Below are 16,509 nucleotides of genomic sequence, written 5' to 3' on the forward strand. Positions count from 1 at the left end.
AAAAACATTCGTTGGATTGATCATAAGCCCAGGCACACACTTGCGCCATCCCCACTGGAGGGCGCGAAGATGAAAGGTCAAAGAGGTTTTGTGTTGATGGCGAAACGTCCGTTTGCCGGGCTGTTTCACAAGATTGCCCGTTGGCAGGTGGTGCATGCGGAACGCCAGATGCTGGCAACCTTGAGCGATGATGCACTCAAGGATATCGGGCTCAATCGCGGCGACGTAGAGCAGGAGCGGCAGCTGCATTTCTGGCAAGACCCGCTGCGAAAATGATCGCAGATGCAGTAGGGTGGGGGGCGCGCCCATACGGAGATTCCCATGCCCGCCGACCTGTCTTTTTCACTCAAGCAAGCTCGGCGCATGGCGCTGGCGGCCCAGGGTTTTTCCGGGCGCCAGGCGCCTGCACTGATTAAGGCTGCGCATCTCAACCGGATGATCGAGCGTCTGGGTGTATTGCAGATCGATTCAGTGAATGCCGTGGTGCGCTCGCATTACCTGCCGCTGTTTTCCCGTTTGGGTCATTACTCCCCTTTACTCCTTGAGCAGGCGGCCTGGAGCCAGGGCCGGCGGCGTTCGTTGTTCGAATACTGGGGGCATGAGGCTTCGCTGTTGCCGCTGGCGCTTTACCCGTTGATGCGTTGGCGCATGGCGCGGGCGCAGCAGGGGCAGGGAATTTATTCGCAAATGGCGCGTTTTGGGCGTGAGCAGCAGGCCACGATCCGGCGGGTCTTGCAGACCGTCGAGCAGCAAGGCGCGTTGGGTGCTGGTAGTTTGTCGACCCGTGCGGAACGTGCCGGTCCTTGGTGGGACTGGAGCGATGAGAAACACGCGCTGGAATGGCTGTTTGCTGCCGGCCTGGTGACTGTTGCAGGCCGACGCGGCTTTGAACGTCTCTACGATCTGCCAGAGCGGGTCATTCCCAGCGATATCCTTCAAACCTCTGTGACTGAGGCGCAAGCCCAGCGCGGTTTGCTGCTGCACAGCGCTACGGCGCTGGGCGTGGGCACCGAGAAGGACCTGCGCGATTACTTCCGTCTCGACCCTGCCGACAGCCGCTCTCGCCTCGCCGAACTGGTGGAAGACGGCCAACTGCGGGTTTGCCAAGTACAAGGTTGGAAGCAACCGGCTTACTGCCTGCCTGACCCGAAAGTGCCACGCAACGTGCCGGCCAGCGCTCTGCTGTCGCCGTTCGACTCGCTGGTCTGGGAGCGCAACCGCACCGAGCGTCTGTTCGACTTCCGATACCGCCTGGAGATTTATACCCCGCAAGACAAGCGAGTGTACGGCTACTACGTGCTGCCGTTTCTGTACAACGAACGGATCGCTGCACGCGTCGACCTGCGCGCCGAACGCGCCAATGGACGCCTGGCGGTGCATGCGGTGCACGAAGAAGAGTCGGGACTCGATGATGAGGGTATGCAGGCGCTGGCGCAGAACCTGTTGCAAATGGCCGGTTGGCTGGGACTGGAACAGGTGCAGCTCAATTGCCAGCGGCCGAGTGCCGACCGGTTAAGGGCGGCAATGCTTGATAGGGGTGGGCTTTAGGGCCTCTTCGCGAGCAAGCCCGCTCCCACATGTGACCGCGTAGATCCTGTAGGAATGCCGTCGAATGTGGGAGCGGGCGTGCTCGTGAAGGCGTCAGTGCAGGCGACTTAAATCTCAGCGTTTGACTTGTTTAAGCGTCTCGGCAATCAGAAACGCCAATTCCAGCGACTGATCGGCATTCATCCGTGGGTCGCAGTGGGTGTGGTAGCGGTCCGACAATCCATCCTCGGTGATCGGCCGCGCGCCGCCGATGCACTCGGTGACGTTTTGCCCGGTCATCTCGATGTGAATCCCGCCGGCATAAGTCCCCTCGGCCTGGTGCACCTGGAAGAACTCCTTCACCTCGCCCAGGATCTGCGCAAAGTCGCGGGTCTTGTAGCCGCTGCTGGCCTTGATGGTGTTGCCGTGCATCGGGTCGGAACTCCACAGCACCTGCTTGCCTTCGCGCTGCACGGCGCGAATCAGGCCTGGCAGATGGTCGCCGACCTTGCCTGCACCCATGCGTGCGATCAGGTTGAGGCGGCCGGGGTCGTTGTCCGGGTTGAGGATGTCGATCAAGCGGATCAGGTCATCCGGGTTCATGCTCGGGCCGACCTTGACCCCGATCGGATTGTTCACTCCACGCAGGAACTCGACGTGGGCGCCATCCAGTTGGCGGGTGCGGTCGCCGATCCACAGCATGTGCGCCGAGCAATCGTAGTAGTCGTTGGTCAGGCTGTCGCGGCGCACGAACGCTTGCTCGTAGTTGAGCAGCAACGCTTCGTGGGCGGTGAAGAAACTGGTTTCGCGCAGTTGCGGCGAGCTGTCCATACCGCAGGCGCGCATGAAGGCCAGCGTCTCATCGATGCGGTCGGCCAGTTGGCTGTATTTCTCGGCCAGCGCGGAGTTGGCGATGAAGTCCAGGTTCCACTTGTGCACTTGGTGCAGGTCGGCAAAACCGCCCTGGGCAAAGGCGCGCAGCAGGTTAAGGGTGGCGGTGGACTGGTGGTAGGACTGCAACAGGCGGTCCGGGTCCGGCACGCGGCTTGTTTCGTCGAAGCCGATACCGTTGACGATGTCGCCACGGTAAGCGGGCAGGGTGATGCCGTCGATGGTTTCATCGTTGGCCGAGCGCGGCTTGGCGAACTGGCCAGCCATGCGCCCGACCTTGACCACCGGGCAACCGGCGGCGAAGGTCATCACGATGGCCATCTGCAGCAGTACCTTGAAGGTGTCGCGGATTTTCGCGGCGGAGAACTCGGCAAAACTCTCGGCGCAATCGCCGCCTTGCAGCAGGAATGCGCGGCCCTGGGTCACCTCGGCAAACTGGCGACGCAACTCGCGGGCTTCCCCGGCAAACACCAGTGGCGGGTAGCTGGCCAGGTTCTGCTCTACTTGCAGCAAGTGCGCAGCGTCCGGGTACTGGGGTTGTTGCTGGATCGGCAGGGCGCGCCAGCTGTCGGGGCTCCAGGGTTGGCTCATCATGAACTCGATTGGCTGATTAGAGATCGGGCGCCAATGTTATCAGCAATTAGTGCGTGACCTGTTGCCGCCGGTTGGCCGACAATCGCGCCTTTGCCGTGCGGTAAACCGTTAGGAGTAGTGATGACCGAGGAGCGTGTCGAGCGCCTGCTGGCCGAAGTCCATGATGATTTCGGCATGATCCGTGTGCTCGAAGTGGCGGATTACCGGTTTCTGGAATTCGGAGATGCCATCGAACAGAGCTGCGTATTTACCGCCGACCCAAGCTGGCTGGAGTACGACTACACCCGCGCCATGCTGATCGGCGCGTTGTGCCATGAGCAACCGGAAAGCGCGCTGTTCCTTGGGTTGGGCGCCGGCACGCTGACCCAGGCCTGTCTCAAGTTCCTGCCGCTGGAAGACGTGGAAGCCATCGAGCTGCGCCCCGATGTGCCGCGCCTGGCCATCGAGTACTTGGGGCTGGACGACGACCCGCGGCTGTATATTCGCATTGGCGATGCCCTGCAATTGCTCGACAGCGCCGAAGCGGCCGACTTGATCTTTGTTGACCTCTATACCGACGTCGGCCCCGGTGTCGGGCACCTGGCCTGGACCTTCCTGGAAAACTGCCAGAAAAAACTCAATCCCGGTGGTTGGCTGGTGATCAACCAGTGGGCCACCGATGACGGCAAGCCCCTGGGGGCGGCGTTGTTGCGTGGCTTGTACCACCGGCATTACTGGGAACTGCCGGTGAAGGAGGGCAATGTGATTCTGCTGGTGCCGTCGGAGCTGGATCAGGTATTGGACCTGGGTGCGCTTTCGGCGCGTGCCGAAGCGTTGGCGCCGCGGTTGGGATACTCGTTGCAGCCGTTGATCAAGGCGATTCGTCCCGCAACCTAGTCGCCTGTAACAACGCCATCGCCGGCAAGCCCGCTCCCACATTTTGACCGCATTTCCCTGTTGAAATGCATTCCCCTGTAGGAGCGGGCTTGCCCGCGAAGAGGCCGGTACTGCCCGTTCAAATACCCTTGAACACCCCAGGGCGCTTCTCGATCATCGCCCGCACGCCTTCCTTGGCATCCTCGCTGTTGAGCAGTTTATCCACCATCGGCGGCAAAGCCGCAGCCGCCACGGTCTCACCTTCCACCCGCGCCAGCCGTGCCGACATCAACGTGGCCTGTACGCCCAGAGGTGCCTGGCGGGCGATACGGTTGGCCAGTTCGACGGCGCGGGGCAGCAGGTCTTCGCTGGCCATCACTTCCTGCACCAGGCCCAGGCGCAGGGCGTCATGGGCGTCGAACTCGTCGCCGGTCAACAGCCAGCGCATGGCGTTGCCCCAGCCGGCAATCTGATGAAAGCGCAACGTCGCGCCGCCAAACGGAAAGATCCCACGCTGAACTTCCATCTGCGCAAAGCGCGTATTGCTGGCGCAGAGGTTGATATCTGCAGCCAGCATCAGCTCTATCCCGATAGTCAGGCAGTAACCCTGGGCCGCGACGATCACCGGTTTGCTCACGCGTGGGCCGGCAAACACGCCCCAGGGATCGCAGCCGCCCAAGGGCGGCTGCCAGCCACCGGCCATCACCCCGCTGACATTGGCCAGATCGAGCCCGGCGGTGAAGTGATCGCCATGGGCGAACACCACGGCGACCCGCGCGTCGGTGTTTCGATCAAATTCGCCATACGCCAGGCTCAGCTCATTGAGCAGATCCAGATCGAACGCGTTGCGTTTGGCCACCCGGTCCAGGCCTAAAAGCAAGACATGACCCTGGAGTTCACGGCTGACGCGGCTGGTACTGGCTTGATTCATGGGTGTGCCCTCGGGCGCAGGGAAGGATTTCGGACCAAAGGGGCCGAAAGGTAAGGTGAAACGTTTAAGTGTTATGACCAGCAGGGCCGGGCCTTTGAAAAATAGACCTTGCCGGTGTTATCTGCAAAGGCTGTGACACAGCGCGGTTTGTCGGTGCTTTGCGATAAAAAAAGCTCCCTTTTTCAGCTATTTCCGGTATAGTGCGCGCCGGCCTTTAACCGGGCCGCGTTTAGGTAGCGCAATTCCCCGAAGTCAGCTTCGGCTGCACGTCCGCACAGCGGACTCTCCCTTGACGAATCTTTTTCATTCATTCGTTTTCGCAAATCCCCGCCGACAAAGCAGCCAGGGCGACTCTTGAGTCTCAACACGGCATGCGCAGCTTTGGAGCATGGGTCTTTGCGGATGCACTTAGAGGCAGACCCATGACCCAGGAAACCGGCGGCTTCGCCGCTTTTAATCTTAACCCGAATATTCTTGCAGCCGTCGCAGCGACCGGCTACGAAGAGCCTTCGGCGATTCAGCAGCAATCGATCCCGATCATCATGGCCGGCAAGGACATGATCGGCCAGGCGCAAACCGGTACCGGCAAAACCGCCGCGTTCGCTTTGCCTATCCTGCATTGCATCGATCCTGCCAAGCGCGAACCGCAAGCCCTGATCCTGGCGCCAACCCGTGAGTTGGCGCTGCAAGTAGCAACCGCTTTTGAAACCTACGCCAAGCAAATGCCGGGCGTAACCGTTGTGGCCGTTTACGGCGGCGCGCCTATGGGCCCACAACTGAAAGCAATCCGTAATGGCGCACAGATCGTTGTCGCCACGCCGGGCCGTCTGTGCGACCACCTGCGTCGTGACGAGAAAGTCCTGTCGACCGTGAACCACCTGGTTCTGGACGAAGCTGACGAAATGTTGAAGCTGGGCTTCATGGATGACCTGGAAGTCATCTTCAAGGCGCTGCCACCGACCCGTCAGACCGTTCTGTTCTCGGCCACCCTGCCGCAGTCGATCCGTGCCATTGCCGAGCGTCACCTGCGCGATCCAGAGCACGTGAAGATCCAGACCAAGACTCAGACCGTTACCGCGATCGAACAGGCTCACCTGTTGGTTCACGCTGACCAGAAGACCTCGGCTGTATTGAGCCTGCTGGAAGTCGAAGACTTCGACGCCCTGATCATGTTCGTGCGCACCAAGCAAGCGACCCTGGACCTGGCCAGTGCCCTAGAAGCCAAAGGCTACAAAGCCGCTGCGCTGAACGGTGACATCGCCCAGAACCAACGTGAGCGCGTGATCGACTCTCTCAAGGATGGCCGTCTGGACATCGTTGTGGCGACCGACGTTGCCGCCCGTGGCCTCGACGTTCCACGTATCACCCACGTGTTCAACGTTGACATGCCGTACGACCCAGAGTCCTACGTTCACCGTATCGGCCGTACTGGCCGTGCCGGTCGCGAAGGTCGTGCACTGCTGCTGGTGACTCCACGCGAGCGCCGCATGCTGCAAGTGATCGAGCGTGTAACCGGTCAGAAAGTTGCCGAAGTCCGCCTGCCGGATGCCCAAGCCGTTCTGGATGCTCGCATCAAGAAACTGACCAACAGCCTGTCGCCACTGGTGGCTGACGCTGAATCGACCCACGGCGACCTGCTGGACCGCCTGACCGCCGATATCGGTTGCACCCCGCGTGCCCTGGCTGCAGCCCTGCTGCGCAAGGCGACCAATGGTCAAGCCTTGACCCTGGCAGCTATCGAGAAAGAACGTCCACTGGTGCCGAACAGCGCGCCGCGCGGTGATCGTCCAGAGCGTTCCGGCGACCGTCCAGACCGTGGTGATCGCGAGCGTCGTGCTCCAGTGCCATTGGCTGAAGGCCGTGCTCGTTGCCGTACCGCGCTGGGCGCGCGTGATGGTATCGCTGCCAAGAACCTGCTGGGCGCTATCCTCAATGAGGGTGGCCTGGCACGTGAAGCCATCGGTCGCATCCAGGTTCGTGACAGCTTCTCCCTGGTGGAGCTGCCGGAAGACGGTCTGGAAAAACTGCTGGCCAAGCTGAAAGACACTCGCGTTGCCGGTAAGCAGCTGAAGCTGCGTCGCTACCGCGAAGATTGATCCGCCCCTGGGCTGATTGATCGCACATAAAAAATCCCCGACTGGTTCGGGGATTTTTTTTGGCTGAAATTCGCCTGTAGGCGACGGCAAGGGGCGTTAGCCGAAGCGGTAGATGTCCATGCCCAACGCGCCCATAGTGAAGCCTTGGTGCGCGATGCTGAAATCACCCCCAGCGCCACGTGCGAAGTACAGCGGCAGCAGGTGCTCGTCACTGGGATGGCTGCGTACGGCATTCGGCGCCTGGCGCCGATAGTCGTGCAGGGCGGCTTCATCGTCGGCTGCCAGCTTATCGACCACCCAGTCCCGGAAGTCTCGCGCCCATGGCTCGATGCTTTCAGGCCCTGCATGCCAGTCCAACTCGCCCAGGTTGTGGGTGATGCTGCCCGAGCCGATCAGCAGTACGCCGTGCTCGCGCAGGCTGGCAAGGGCATGCCCGACACGGGTCTGCAGGGCAGGGCCCATGCGGCTGGGCAGGGACACCTGCACCACCGGGATATCGGCCGTTGGGTACATCAGCGACAGCGGCACCCAAGTGCCGTGGTCGAATGGACGACGGTCATCGGTGCGGGCATTCAGACCGTCGGCCTTCAGCAACTCGACAATCCTACCGGCCAGTTGCGGGTCGCCCGGCGCCGGGTACTGCACGGCAAACAATTCGCGGGGGAATCCGCCGAAGTCGTGCCAGGTTTCAGGCGTGGCGCTGCCGCTGACCAGGAGTTCGTCGCTTTCCCAGTGCGCCGACACCACCACGATGGCCTTCGGGCGTGGCAACTCGGCAGCAAGACGCTGCAGGGCCGGGCCGCTGGCACCGGGTTGCAGGGCAAGCATGGGCGAACCGTGGGAGATAAACAGGCTGGGGAGCATAAGTGGGGTCCTGAGCGTTAACATGGGCCCATCTTCAGTCAGATCATTGATCTAAATCTAATATAAGTTTTAGCACCATTTGATCGAATTTTATGGAGGATCTATGGAACCTGAGTTTTGGCAGGAGCGCTGGGCGCGCAATCAGATCGGCTTTCATCTGCCCGAGGTCAACCCTTACCTGCAACGGCATTGGTCGCAGCTGGCGCTCGTCGAGGGCGCCAGGGTGCTGGTGCCCTTGTGCGGCAAGAGCCTGGACCTGATGTGGTTGGCCAGTCATGGGCTGCGGGTGATGGGGGTGGAGCTGTCGGAGCAGGCCGTGGAGGCGTTTTTCAGCGAACAGAACCTTGTGCCACGTATCACTCGGCGGGATGCCTTTACGGTGTACCAGACTGATCTGATCGAAGTGTGGTGCGGCGACTTCTTCGCTCTGGACGCCGAAGCCTTGGCCGGTTGCACCGCATTATATGACCGCGCCGCCCTGATCGCCTTGCCGCCGCTGATGCGTGCGCAGTACGCCGAGCATTTGAGTCGCCTGCTGCCTTCGGGTTGCCAGGGACTGCTGATCACCCTTGATTACGACCAGTCGCAAAAAGCCGGGCCACCGTTTGCTGTGACGGATGATGAAGTCAAGGTGCTGTTCGGCTCGGACTGGACCGTGAAGACGCTGCAAGAGCAAGACGTCCTGGGGGAGAGCTGGAAGTTTGTTCAGGAGGGTGTCACGCGGCTTGATGAGCGGGTTTATTGGCTGGGCAGGGCGTAAACCTTGTCCATAAAAAAAGGGGCGATCCAATCGCCCCTTTTTTGCAATGCGGGTTATCAGCCCATGCGACGCAGTGCGTCGATACGCTCTTCCAGCGGCGGGTGGCTCATGAACAGGCGAGCCATGCCCTGCTTGATGCCACCGTTGATGCCGAAGGCGGTCAGGCTGTCCGGCATGTGCACCGGCAGGCCCTGCTCGGAGCGCAGGTGTTGCAGCGCTGCGATCATCGCCCCGGTACCGGCCAGGCGGGCACCGGCTTCATCTGCACGGAACTCTCTCTTGCGTGAGAACCACATAGTGATTGCGCTGGCCAGGAAGCCCAGTACCAACTCGGCGAAGATGGTCGCCACGAAGTAGGCAATGCCGCGGCCGCCTTCGTTCTTGAAGATCACCTTGTCGACAAAGTTGCCGATGATCCGCGCAAAAAACATCACGAAGGTGTTCACCACGCCTTGTACCAGCGCCAGGGTGACCATGTCACCGTTGGCCACGTGGCCGATCTCGTGGGCCAGTACGGCCTTCACTTCATCGTACGAGAAGCGTTCCAGCATGCCCTGGCTAACCGCAACGAGTGCGTCGTTCTTGTTCCAGCCGGTCGCAAAGGCGTTGGCTTCATAAGCCGGGAAGATCCCGACTTCAGGCATTTTGATACCGGCTTCGCGGGATAACTCCTCAACGGTCTGCAGCAACCATTGCTCGTGCCGGGTACGGGGTTGGGTGATCACCTGGGTGCTGGTGCTCATCTTCGCCATCCACTTGGAGATGAACAGCGAGAACAGCGAGCCGGCAAAACCAAAGACCGCACAGAAAATCAGCAGCTGATTGAGGTTCAGGTCAACCCCGTTGGCCGCCATGAACCCATTGAAGCCGAAAAGGCTCAAGGTGATGCTGGCAATCAGCACGACCGCAAGGTTAGTGGCCAAGAACAGCAGGATGCGCATCATGGTTGTAGAATTCTCCTCATGCTTAATATGTCGCGTACTGCGGGGTATATAAGGTGCGGCATGGGGTGATTCAACCGAGCGACTATTTCAAACTGTGTCCTACAGCTTGAATGTAGAGCCTTGAAGGGCATTTCCGATAGGGGAAAGACGGCTGAATCGGTTTTCCGTAGCCTCGCAGCCCTGTAATTACGGGGGGTAGGTGGCTTTTGCGCTGACCGCGAACTGCCTGTCTGTGGGAAAGGCAGAGAAGTGTTGCCAGATACTCGCTGTACGACCGATTGTCGGTCGTACAGCGCCGTTTCCATTACTGGCGATAGGACTTGAGGAAGTTGCCGATGCGACCAATGGCCATTTCCAGATCGTCCACACGCGGCAGCGTCACCACGCGGAAGTGATCCGGCCACGGCCAGTTGAATGCGGTGCCTTGCACCACCAGCAGCTTTTCCGACAGCAGCAGGTCGAGCACGAATTTCTCATCGTTGAGGATCGGGCACACCTTTGGGTCGATCCGCGGGAAGGCGTACAGCGCACCCATGGGTTTCACACAGCTCACGCCCGGGATTGCGTTGAGCAGTTCCCAGGTGCGGTTGCGCTGTTCCAGCAGCCGGCCTTGGGGCAGAACCAGATCATTGATGCTCTGGTAGCCGCCCAGGGCGGTCTGGATGGCGTGCTGGCTCGGTACGTTGGCGCACAGGCGCATGTTGGCCAGTATGTCGATACCTTCGATGTAGCTCTGGGCGTTGTGCTTGGGGCCGGAGATCGCGATCCAGCCGGAACGGAAGCCCGCCACGCGGTAGGACTTGGACAGGCCGTTGAAGGTCAGGCACAGCAGGTCCGGCGCCAGGGAGGCGGTGCACACGTGTACAGCGTCATCGTAGAGGATCTTGTCGTAGATCTCGTCGGAGAACACCACCAGGTTGTGCTGGCGTGCCAGTTCGAGCATGCCCAGCAAGACTTCCCTGGAGTACACCGCACCGGTCGGGTTGTTCGGGTTGATGATCACCAGAGCCTTGGTGTTCGGGGTGATCTTGGCCTTGATGTCGGCCAGGTCCGGGAACCAGTCGGCGCCTTCGTCACACAGGTAGTGCACCGGATGGCCGCCGGCCAGGGTCACAGCGGCGGTCCACAGTGGGTAGTCGGGCGCCGGCACCAGCACTTCGTCGCCGTTGTTGAGCAAGGCCTGCATGGACATCACGATCAGCTCGGACACGCCGTTGCCCAGGTAGATGTCTTCGATGCCGACACCTTCCACCTGCTTTTGTTGGTAGTACTGCATCACCGCCTTGCGTGCGCTGAACAGGCCCTTGGAGTCGCTGTAGCCCTGGGCGGTGGGCAGGTTGCGGATCACGTCCTGGAGGATTTCGTCCGGCGCTTCGAAACCAAAAGGCGCCGGGTTGCCGATGTTCAGCTTGAGGATGCGATGGCCTTCCTCCTCCAGGCGTTTGGCGTGCTTGAGCACTGGGCCGCGAATGTCGTAGCAGACGTTGGCGAGCTTGTTCGATTTGCTGACCTGCATGGCGATGTGATCCTGAAAATGAACGATCCAGACGGTGGGGACACTACCGTACTGCGAATCCTGCGGGGCCCGCACCCATAAATACGTTTGAATGCCGGTAGCGCGGGTGCCAGACTGGCGTTTTGAAGAGGCGCAATCATACGTGCCGCCTGATCCATGGAAAAGACACAGATCAGGCTTTTTCAGTTGCCGAGGTGTACCGATGGAAAAGTTGCAGAAAACCGTTGAAGAATGGAAGGCGATGCTCGATCCGGAGCAATACAACGTGTGCCGTCTCAAGGGCACCGAGCGACCCTTCAGCGGCAAGTACAATGGCACCAAGACCGACGGTGTGTACCACTGCATTTGCTGCAACGAGCCGTTGTTCGACGCCAAGACCAAGTTCGACTCCGGCTGCGGCTGGCCGAGCTTCTATGCGCCGATCGCCGACAGCGCCATGGTCGAGATCCGTGACGTCAGCCACGGCATGATCCGCACCGAAGTCACCTGCGCCAAATGCGATGCCCACCTGGGGCACGTGTTTCCGGACGGTCCGCCGCCGACCGGCCTGCGTTACTGCATCAACTCGGTGTGCCTGAACCTCGTCCCGCGCTGAATTGAATCGCGTGGCGCCCTGTAGGAGCGAGCCCGCTTGCTCCTACAGGTGTGGGTTGATATCACGGCATCAATATCGTCAATTAAATTGCACGCAATTAAATTGCTTACTATGTTTGTTGTTCTTTTCTCCCGATCGAGGCATTGCCATGAGCAACAACCTGCTGAGCATCCCTTGCACCACCATCAAGGGTGAGCAAAAGACCTTGGCCGATTTCGCCGGCAAGGCCATCCTCGTGGTCAACACCGCGAGCAAATGTGGCTTCACCCCGCAATACAAGGGGCTGGAACAGCTCTGGCAGCAGTACAAGGACCAGGGATTAGTGGTGTTGGGCTTCCCCTGCAACCAGTTCGGCAAGCAAGAGCCCGGTAACGAAGGCGCAATTTCCGAGTTCTGCGAGCTGAATTTCGGCGTCAGCTTCCCGCTGTTCAAGAAGATCGACGTGAATGGCAGCGACGCCCACCCGTTGTTCGTGCAACTGAAAGAACAGGCGCCGGGCCTGCTGGGCTCCAAGGGCATCAAGTGGAACTTCACCAAGTTCCTCATCGGCCGTGACGGCCAGGTGGTCAAACGCTTTGCGCCGACCACTAAGCCGCAGGACCTGACCCAAGAGATCGAAGCCCTGCTCAAATGACCGTCTCCCTGGCTCTCGACAACCAACTGTGTTTCAAGCTCTACGCCGCGTCCAGGGCGGTGACTCGCGCATACAAGCCGATGCTCGATCAATTGGGCCTGACTTATCCGCAATACCTGGTGATGCTGGTGTTATGGGAGTGGCACGCCGCCACGCCGGCGCAACCCACGGTCAAGGCGTTGGGTGAGCGCTTGATGCTGGATTCGGGCACGCTGACGCCGCTGCTCAAGCGCCTTGAGCAACTCGGTTTGGTCAAGCGCCAGCGCAGCGCCAAGGATGAGCGGGAGGTGCACCTGAGCTTGAGCGAAACCGGTGTGCAGTTGCGCGACCAGGCTCATGGGCTCAAGACCCGGCTGCTGTGTGACAGCGGCATCGACCTGAACCAGGCCGACGCCCTGCGCGATGGCCTGGATCAGTTGCTTCGGCAGATCAGAGACTTGTCGTCTTCGGCACCCACAGCTCCAGCAGGCCACTGAGTTCTTCGCGACGGAACGGCTTGGCCAGGTAGTCGTTCATGCCCGCGGCCCGGCAACGTTCGCGCTCTTCGGACAGCGCGTTGGCGGTCAACGCGACAATCGGCAGGTCCGGCCAGCGCCCGCTGCGACGAATCTGCCGGCTGGCTTCGTAGCCGTCCATCACCGGCATATTGCAGTCCATCAACACCAGGTCGAAGTGTTGTTCCTCAAGAAACTTGAGTGCCTCGCCACCGTGGGCGGCCACGATCACCTCACACCCCAGTTTGCTGAGCATACCCTTGGCCACCAGCTGGTTGACCGGGTTGTCCTCCACTAGCAGGATGCGTGCCCTGTGCACCAGGGGCGCGGTTTCCATCTGGATCGGGTCGAGGATCAGTTGCGCGTCGCTGCGCAAGTTACGTTGCAGTATCTGATACAGCGCATTGCGGCTCAGCGGGCGCGCCTGTTGTTGCAGCGGTGCGAGTGCGGCGACTTCTTCACTGGGCATGAAATTGCCATAGGCGGTCACCACCAGGATCGGTGCCGTGATGGTGGGGCGCAGGCGAAACAGGCATTCCGGGCAGTCGGTGATCAGCAGGTCGGGGGTTTGCCCGCTTAAATCTTCATCACGCGGGTAGCATCGGGGTGTCAGCCCCCAGTGGGGCAGCAGGGTGGTGAGCAGTTCCGTCAGGCCGCTGCCGGTGCTGGTGATGGCGATCACTTCACCCTTGAGCGGTGCGGGTTGTATTGCGGGAAGATGGGTGGGCAGCGGCAGGTCGGCGCAGAACTGGCTACCGAACCCCACTTCGGAGCTGATGCTCAGCCGGCCTTTCATGGCTTCACACAGGTTATGTGTCAGCGCCAGACCCAGGCCCGTGCCGCCGAACTGGCGAGTGATACCGGCGCCGGCCTGGGTGAAGGGTTGGAAGATCTTCACCTGGGCTTCCTGCGCAATACCGATGCCGGTATCGCAGACCTCGATACGTACCTGGCCTTCATGCGCGCTGAGGCGAACATCCACGCGGCCGAAGCGCGTGAACTTCAAGGCGTTGGACAGCAGGTTGCTGACGATCTGCCGTACACGGGTCGGGTCGCCCAGGACCTGGGCCGGAAACTGCGGGTCGATCAGGCACGTCAGCTCGACGCTCGGCGCGGCGTTCTGCGACAACAGGTTGGCGGTGTCTTCCACCAGCGAACCCAGGTCGAACGGGATGCGCTCCAACTCCAACTGGCCAGCGTCGAACTTGGACAGGTCGAGGATATCGTTGAGCAACTCCACCAGCACCTTGCCCGAGTCATGGGCTATAGACAGTTGCTGGCGCTGTTCGGCGTTGAGTGGGCTGTCGAGTGACAACGCGATCATCCCCAGCAGGCCGTTGAGCGGTGTGCGGATTTCGTGGCTCATGTTGGCCAGGAACGCCGCCCGTGCCTGGGCCATGCCCAATGCATGCATCTTCGCCGCTTCCAGTTCATCGTTGGACTGGCTCAGCCGCTGGTTGCTGGCTTTGAGCTCCAGGGTACGGGCAGAGACGATGTCTTCCAGTTGCCCGAGGTATTCGGTGAGCCGATCTTCAGCGTGACGACGTTGCTGGATCTCCGTCTCCATGTTTTCAAACTGCTGATTGGCAACGTTCACCAGCACGCCGATTTCGTCGTGCTCATGGCCCGGTGGGCAATCCAGGCGTGCCTGTTTGCGGTTGCTCAATTCGCGGATGATACGTACCAGGGGCTGGGTCAACATCACGTAGAACAAACCCAGCAAGATGCCGGTCAGTAACAGGCTGCGGACGAAGCCGTTGAGGAGGGTGACCTCCGCGCGGCGCAGGAAGCGGCTGCCAAAGGCATAGGTGTCCACGTCCAGGCGTAGCACGCCGAGGGACTCGTTGGGCATATGGCTGAGGAACAATCGGTCTTCAAACTGGCGGTTGGCACCGAACAGGAAGTCGCTGACCGGGCGGTAGGAGCTTTCTTTGCGTGGGCGGTCGACATCGGCCAACACCACACCGTTGTTGTCGATCAACTGGGCATGAATGATGGCGGGGGAGTGCAGCAGGCCCAGGGTCAGTTCCTGGGCCAGTTCGGCGTCGATGTTATAGGCGATGCGTGAGGCGGGGTTATGGCTGATTTCGATCAGCGAGCGAATTTCGCGGTTGATGGATGCGTCTTCGCTGGCATAATCAATGCCGATTTGGATCAGGCTGAGCAAGGTTCCCAAGACGAAACCGACCAGCACAGTCAATCTGGCTTGTTTATAAGACAAGCGGTGGGCGAACTTGATATCCATCGAGTGTTGAACCACTTCACGTTTCCCTTCGCCCGGCAAGCATAGCTGAACATCCACAGGCTCTGGCTTACCTGGCATGAATCGTTTTTTTACGCAGCCTCGTGCGGTCTGCCGCAGGGTTGCCAATACGCCATCTTTTGCAAGAACTTGCCAGAGGAATAATCGTGGACTCTCGATTGGATGCCTTTCTTGAACGGGCCGACGCAGTGCTAGCCCGCCTGGAACCCTTGTTGCCCGCGCCGCGCCAAACCATTGATTGGAACCAGTGCCTGGCTGCCCGCTGGCAGCGTGAGGGCCGCAGTGGTTTCTTGTTGCCGCTGGACGTGAGCCTGGAGATGCGCCTGTCCGACCTGATCGGTGTGGACAAGCAACGTGAAACACTGGCACGCAACACTCAGCAATTCATCGACGGCCTGCCCGCCAACCACGCCTTGCTGTGGGGTTCGCGTGGCACTGGCAAATCGTCCATGGTGCGTGCCTTGCTCGCCCAGCATGCCAAGGCCGGTTTGCGCCTGATCGAAATCGAGCGCGACCATTTGGCCGACCTGCCGCGTGTGGTCGAGCAACTGGTCAAGCTGCCGCAGCGGTTTATCCTGTTCTGCGATGACCTGTCATTCGAGGCCGGTGAAGGCGATTACCGCGTACTGAAAAGCGTACTGGACGGCTCACTCGAACAGGCCCCGGAAAACGTGCTGCTGTATGCCACCTCCAACCGCCGCCACCTGGTGCCGGAAAACCAGAGCGACAACGACAACTGGAAACGCGTGGATGGTGAGTTGCACCCAAGCGAAGCGGTAGAGGACAAGATTGCCTTGTCCGATCGGTTTGGTTTGTGGCTGTCGTTCTATCCGTTTACCCAGGAGCATTTCCTGGATGTGGTGGAGCACTGGATCGGCGAGCTGGCGAGCAAGGCCGGTTTGCAGTGGCAGCGCGATGAAGCCCTCGACATCCTCGCCGTACGCTGGGCAACCGGCCGTGGCAACCGCAACGGCCGCTGCGCTTACCAGTTCGCCCGTTACTGGGTGGGCCTTAAATTGCTGGAGCGTCAATCATGATCGACCTACAAAGCGCCGGTACCGGCCTGAATGGCTATGCCATGCTGTGCGCGCAGTTGGAGTCGCTGCTGGCCGATGAGCGGGATTTCATCGCCAATAGCGCGCAGTTCTCTGCGTTCCTGTTCAACCAGCTGGACGACTTGAACTGGGCCGGTTTCTACCTCAACCGTAACGAAGAACTGGTGCTGGGCCCGTTCCAGGGCCAGATCGCCTGTGTGCGCATTCCATTCGGCCGTGGCGTGTGCGGCGCGGCAGCGGCAACGCGCCAAACCCAGCGTGTGGAGGACGTGCACGAGTTTCCCGGGCATATTGCCTGTGACAGCGCCTCGAACAGCGAACTGGTGGTGCCTCTGGTCAAGGACGGCAAGCTGATTGGCGTCCTTGACCTCGACAGCCCATCGCTGTCGCGTTTTACCCTTGAGGACCAGGCGGGTATTGAACAACTGGCGGCGATTTTCCTGAAATTGACCGACTGCTGACGGTTCCATCGGGGGCGAGCCGGGAGGCT

The 16,509-nt window shown here is 60.6% G+C and carries 16 protein-coding genes; 10 read left to right on the forward strand and 6 right to left on the reverse strand.

Translation table 11 applies throughout. The features are described 5' to 3' along the window. Positions 1-69 precede the first annotated feature (69 nt). Complete coding sequence (locus PF1751_RS08545; protein WP_010211847.1) at positions 70-276, forward strand: DUF1127 domain-containing protein; 207 nt, start codon at positions 70-72, stop codon at positions 274-276. Between the two features lie 45 nt (positions 277-321). Beyond that, positions 322-1,548: a winged helix-turn-helix domain-containing protein gene (locus tag PF1751_RS08550; protein ID WP_044286863.1), complete on the forward strand. Its 1,227-nt coding sequence runs from the start codon at positions 322-324 to the stop codon at positions 1,546-1,548. A gap of 114 nt (positions 1,549-1,662) precedes the next feature. On the opposite strand, the gene PF1751_RS08555 is transcribed toward PF1751_RS08550, so the two are convergent. Further along, on the reverse strand, positions 1,663-3,009 hold the full coding sequence (locus tag PF1751_RS08555) for a class II 3-deoxy-7-phosphoheptulonate synthase (protein WP_010211845.1): 1,347 nt from the start codon (positions 3,007-3,009) through the stop codon (positions 1,663-1,665). Between the two features lie 123 nt (positions 3,010-3,132). Here PF1751_RS08555 and PF1751_RS08560 point away from each other — a divergent pair, with 123 nt between their 5' ends. Then, positions 3,133-3,888 (forward strand): spermidine synthase, encoded by a 756-nt coding sequence (locus PF1751_RS08560; protein ID WP_010211844.1) that lies wholly within the window; start codon positions 3,133-3,135, stop codon positions 3,886-3,888. A gap of 118 nt (positions 3,889-4,006) precedes the next feature. Here PF1751_RS08560 and PF1751_RS08565 read toward each other — a convergent pair whose 3' ends face one another. Further along, a complete protein-coding gene (locus PF1751_RS08565; RefSeq protein WP_021492240.1) occupies positions 4,007-4,798 on the reverse strand; it encodes a crotonase/enoyl-CoA hydratase family protein in 792 nt (263 codons plus the stop codon). 422 nt (positions 4,799-5,220) lie between these two features. On the opposite strand from PF1751_RS08565, the gene PF1751_RS08570 reads away from it, so the two are divergent. Next, positions 5,221-6,894, forward strand: coding sequence for a DEAD/DEAH box helicase (locus PF1751_RS08570; protein WP_010211841.1), 1,674 nt, complete (start codon positions 5,221-5,223; stop codon positions 6,892-6,894). 96 nt (positions 6,895-6,990) lie between these two features. Here the strand turns inward: PF1751_RS08570 and PF1751_RS08575 are convergent, their stop codons facing one another. Beyond that, positions 6,991-7,758, reverse strand: a complete 768-nt coding sequence (locus tag PF1751_RS08575; protein WP_010211840.1) for a DODA-type extradiol aromatic ring-opening family dioxygenase — start codon at positions 7,756-7,758, stop codon at positions 6,991-6,993. Positions 7,759-7,861: 103 nt separating this feature from the next. Between PF1751_RS08575 and PF1751_RS08580 the strand changes: the two genes are divergently transcribed. Next, positions 7,862-8,518 carry a thiopurine S-methyltransferase gene (locus PF1751_RS08580; protein WP_010211839.1) on the forward strand — a complete coding sequence of 219 codons (657 nt, stop codon included), beginning with the start codon at positions 7,862-7,864 and terminating at the stop codon, positions 8,516-8,518. A 56-nt stretch (positions 8,519-8,574) separates the two neighbouring features. Here the strand turns inward: PF1751_RS08580 and htpX are convergent, their stop codons facing one another. Both htpX and PF1751_RS08590 read right to left on the reverse strand, forming a co-directional pair. Next, positions 8,575-9,462, reverse strand: coding sequence for a protease HtpX (gene htpX / locus PF1751_RS08585; RefSeq protein ID WP_010211838.1), 888 nt, complete (start codon positions 9,460-9,462; stop codon positions 8,575-8,577). A gap of 304 nt (positions 9,463-9,766) precedes the next feature. Then, a complete protein-coding gene (locus tag PF1751_RS08590) occupies positions 9,767-10,978 on the reverse strand; it encodes a pyridoxal phosphate-dependent aminotransferase (RefSeq protein WP_010211837.1) in 1,212 nt (403 codons plus the stop codon). Positions 10,979-11,180: 202 nt separating this feature from the next. On the opposite strand from PF1751_RS08590, the gene msrB reads away from it, so the two are divergent. The 3 genes from msrB to PF1751_RS08605 all read left to right on the forward strand — a co-directional run bounded on the left by msrB (position 11,181) and on the right by PF1751_RS08605 (position 12,683). Continuing rightward, a complete protein-coding gene (gene msrB, locus PF1751_RS08595; RefSeq protein WP_044286865.1) occupies positions 11,181-11,573 on the forward strand; it encodes a peptide-methionine (R)-S-oxide reductase MsrB in 393 nt (130 codons plus the stop codon). A 148-nt stretch (positions 11,574-11,721) separates the two neighbouring features. Beyond that, positions 11,722-12,207 (forward strand): glutathione peroxidase, encoded by a 486-nt coding sequence (locus PF1751_RS08600; RefSeq protein WP_010211834.1) that lies wholly within the window; start codon positions 11,722-11,724, stop codon positions 12,205-12,207. Further along, positions 12,204-12,683 carry a MarR family winged helix-turn-helix transcriptional regulator gene (locus tag PF1751_RS08605; protein ID WP_010211832.1) on the forward strand — a complete coding sequence of 160 codons (480 nt, stop codon included), beginning with the start codon at positions 12,204-12,206 and terminating at the stop codon, positions 12,681-12,683. The genes PF1751_RS08600 and PF1751_RS08605 overlap by 4 nt, the downstream gene beginning before the upstream one ends. Here the strand turns inward: PF1751_RS08605 and PF1751_RS08610 are convergent. After that, positions 12,637-14,946 (reverse strand): hybrid sensor histidine kinase/response regulator, encoded by a 2,310-nt coding sequence (locus PF1751_RS08610; RefSeq protein WP_029529199.1) that lies wholly within the window; start codon positions 14,944-14,946, stop codon positions 12,637-12,639. The two genes, PF1751_RS08605 and PF1751_RS08610, sit on opposite strands and share 47 nt — an antisense overlap. A 164-nt stretch (positions 14,947-15,110) precedes the next feature. On the opposite strand from PF1751_RS08610, the gene PF1751_RS08615 reads away from it, so the two are divergent. Both PF1751_RS08615 and PF1751_RS08620 read left to right on the forward strand, forming a co-directional pair. Next, positions 15,111-16,001 (forward strand): ATP-binding protein, encoded by an 891-nt coding sequence (locus tag PF1751_RS08615; RefSeq protein WP_044286866.1) that lies wholly within the window; start codon positions 15,111-15,113, stop codon positions 15,999-16,001. Continuing rightward, the gene (locus PF1751_RS08620; protein ID WP_010211827.1) at positions 15,998-16,480 is read left to right on the forward strand and encodes a GAF domain-containing protein; all 483 of its coding nucleotides are present in this window, start codon (positions 15,998-16,000) and stop codon (positions 16,478-16,480) included. Before PF1751_RS08615 ends, PF1751_RS08620 begins: the two co-directional genes overlap by 4 nt. Positions 16,481-16,509: the final 29 nt, after the last annotated feature.

Origin of the sequence: Pseudomonas simiae (genome assembly GCF_000934565.1) — a bacterium.
Lineage (GTDB): Bacteria > Pseudomonadota > Gammaproteobacteria > Pseudomonadales > Pseudomonadaceae > Aquipseudomonas > Aquipseudomonas simiae.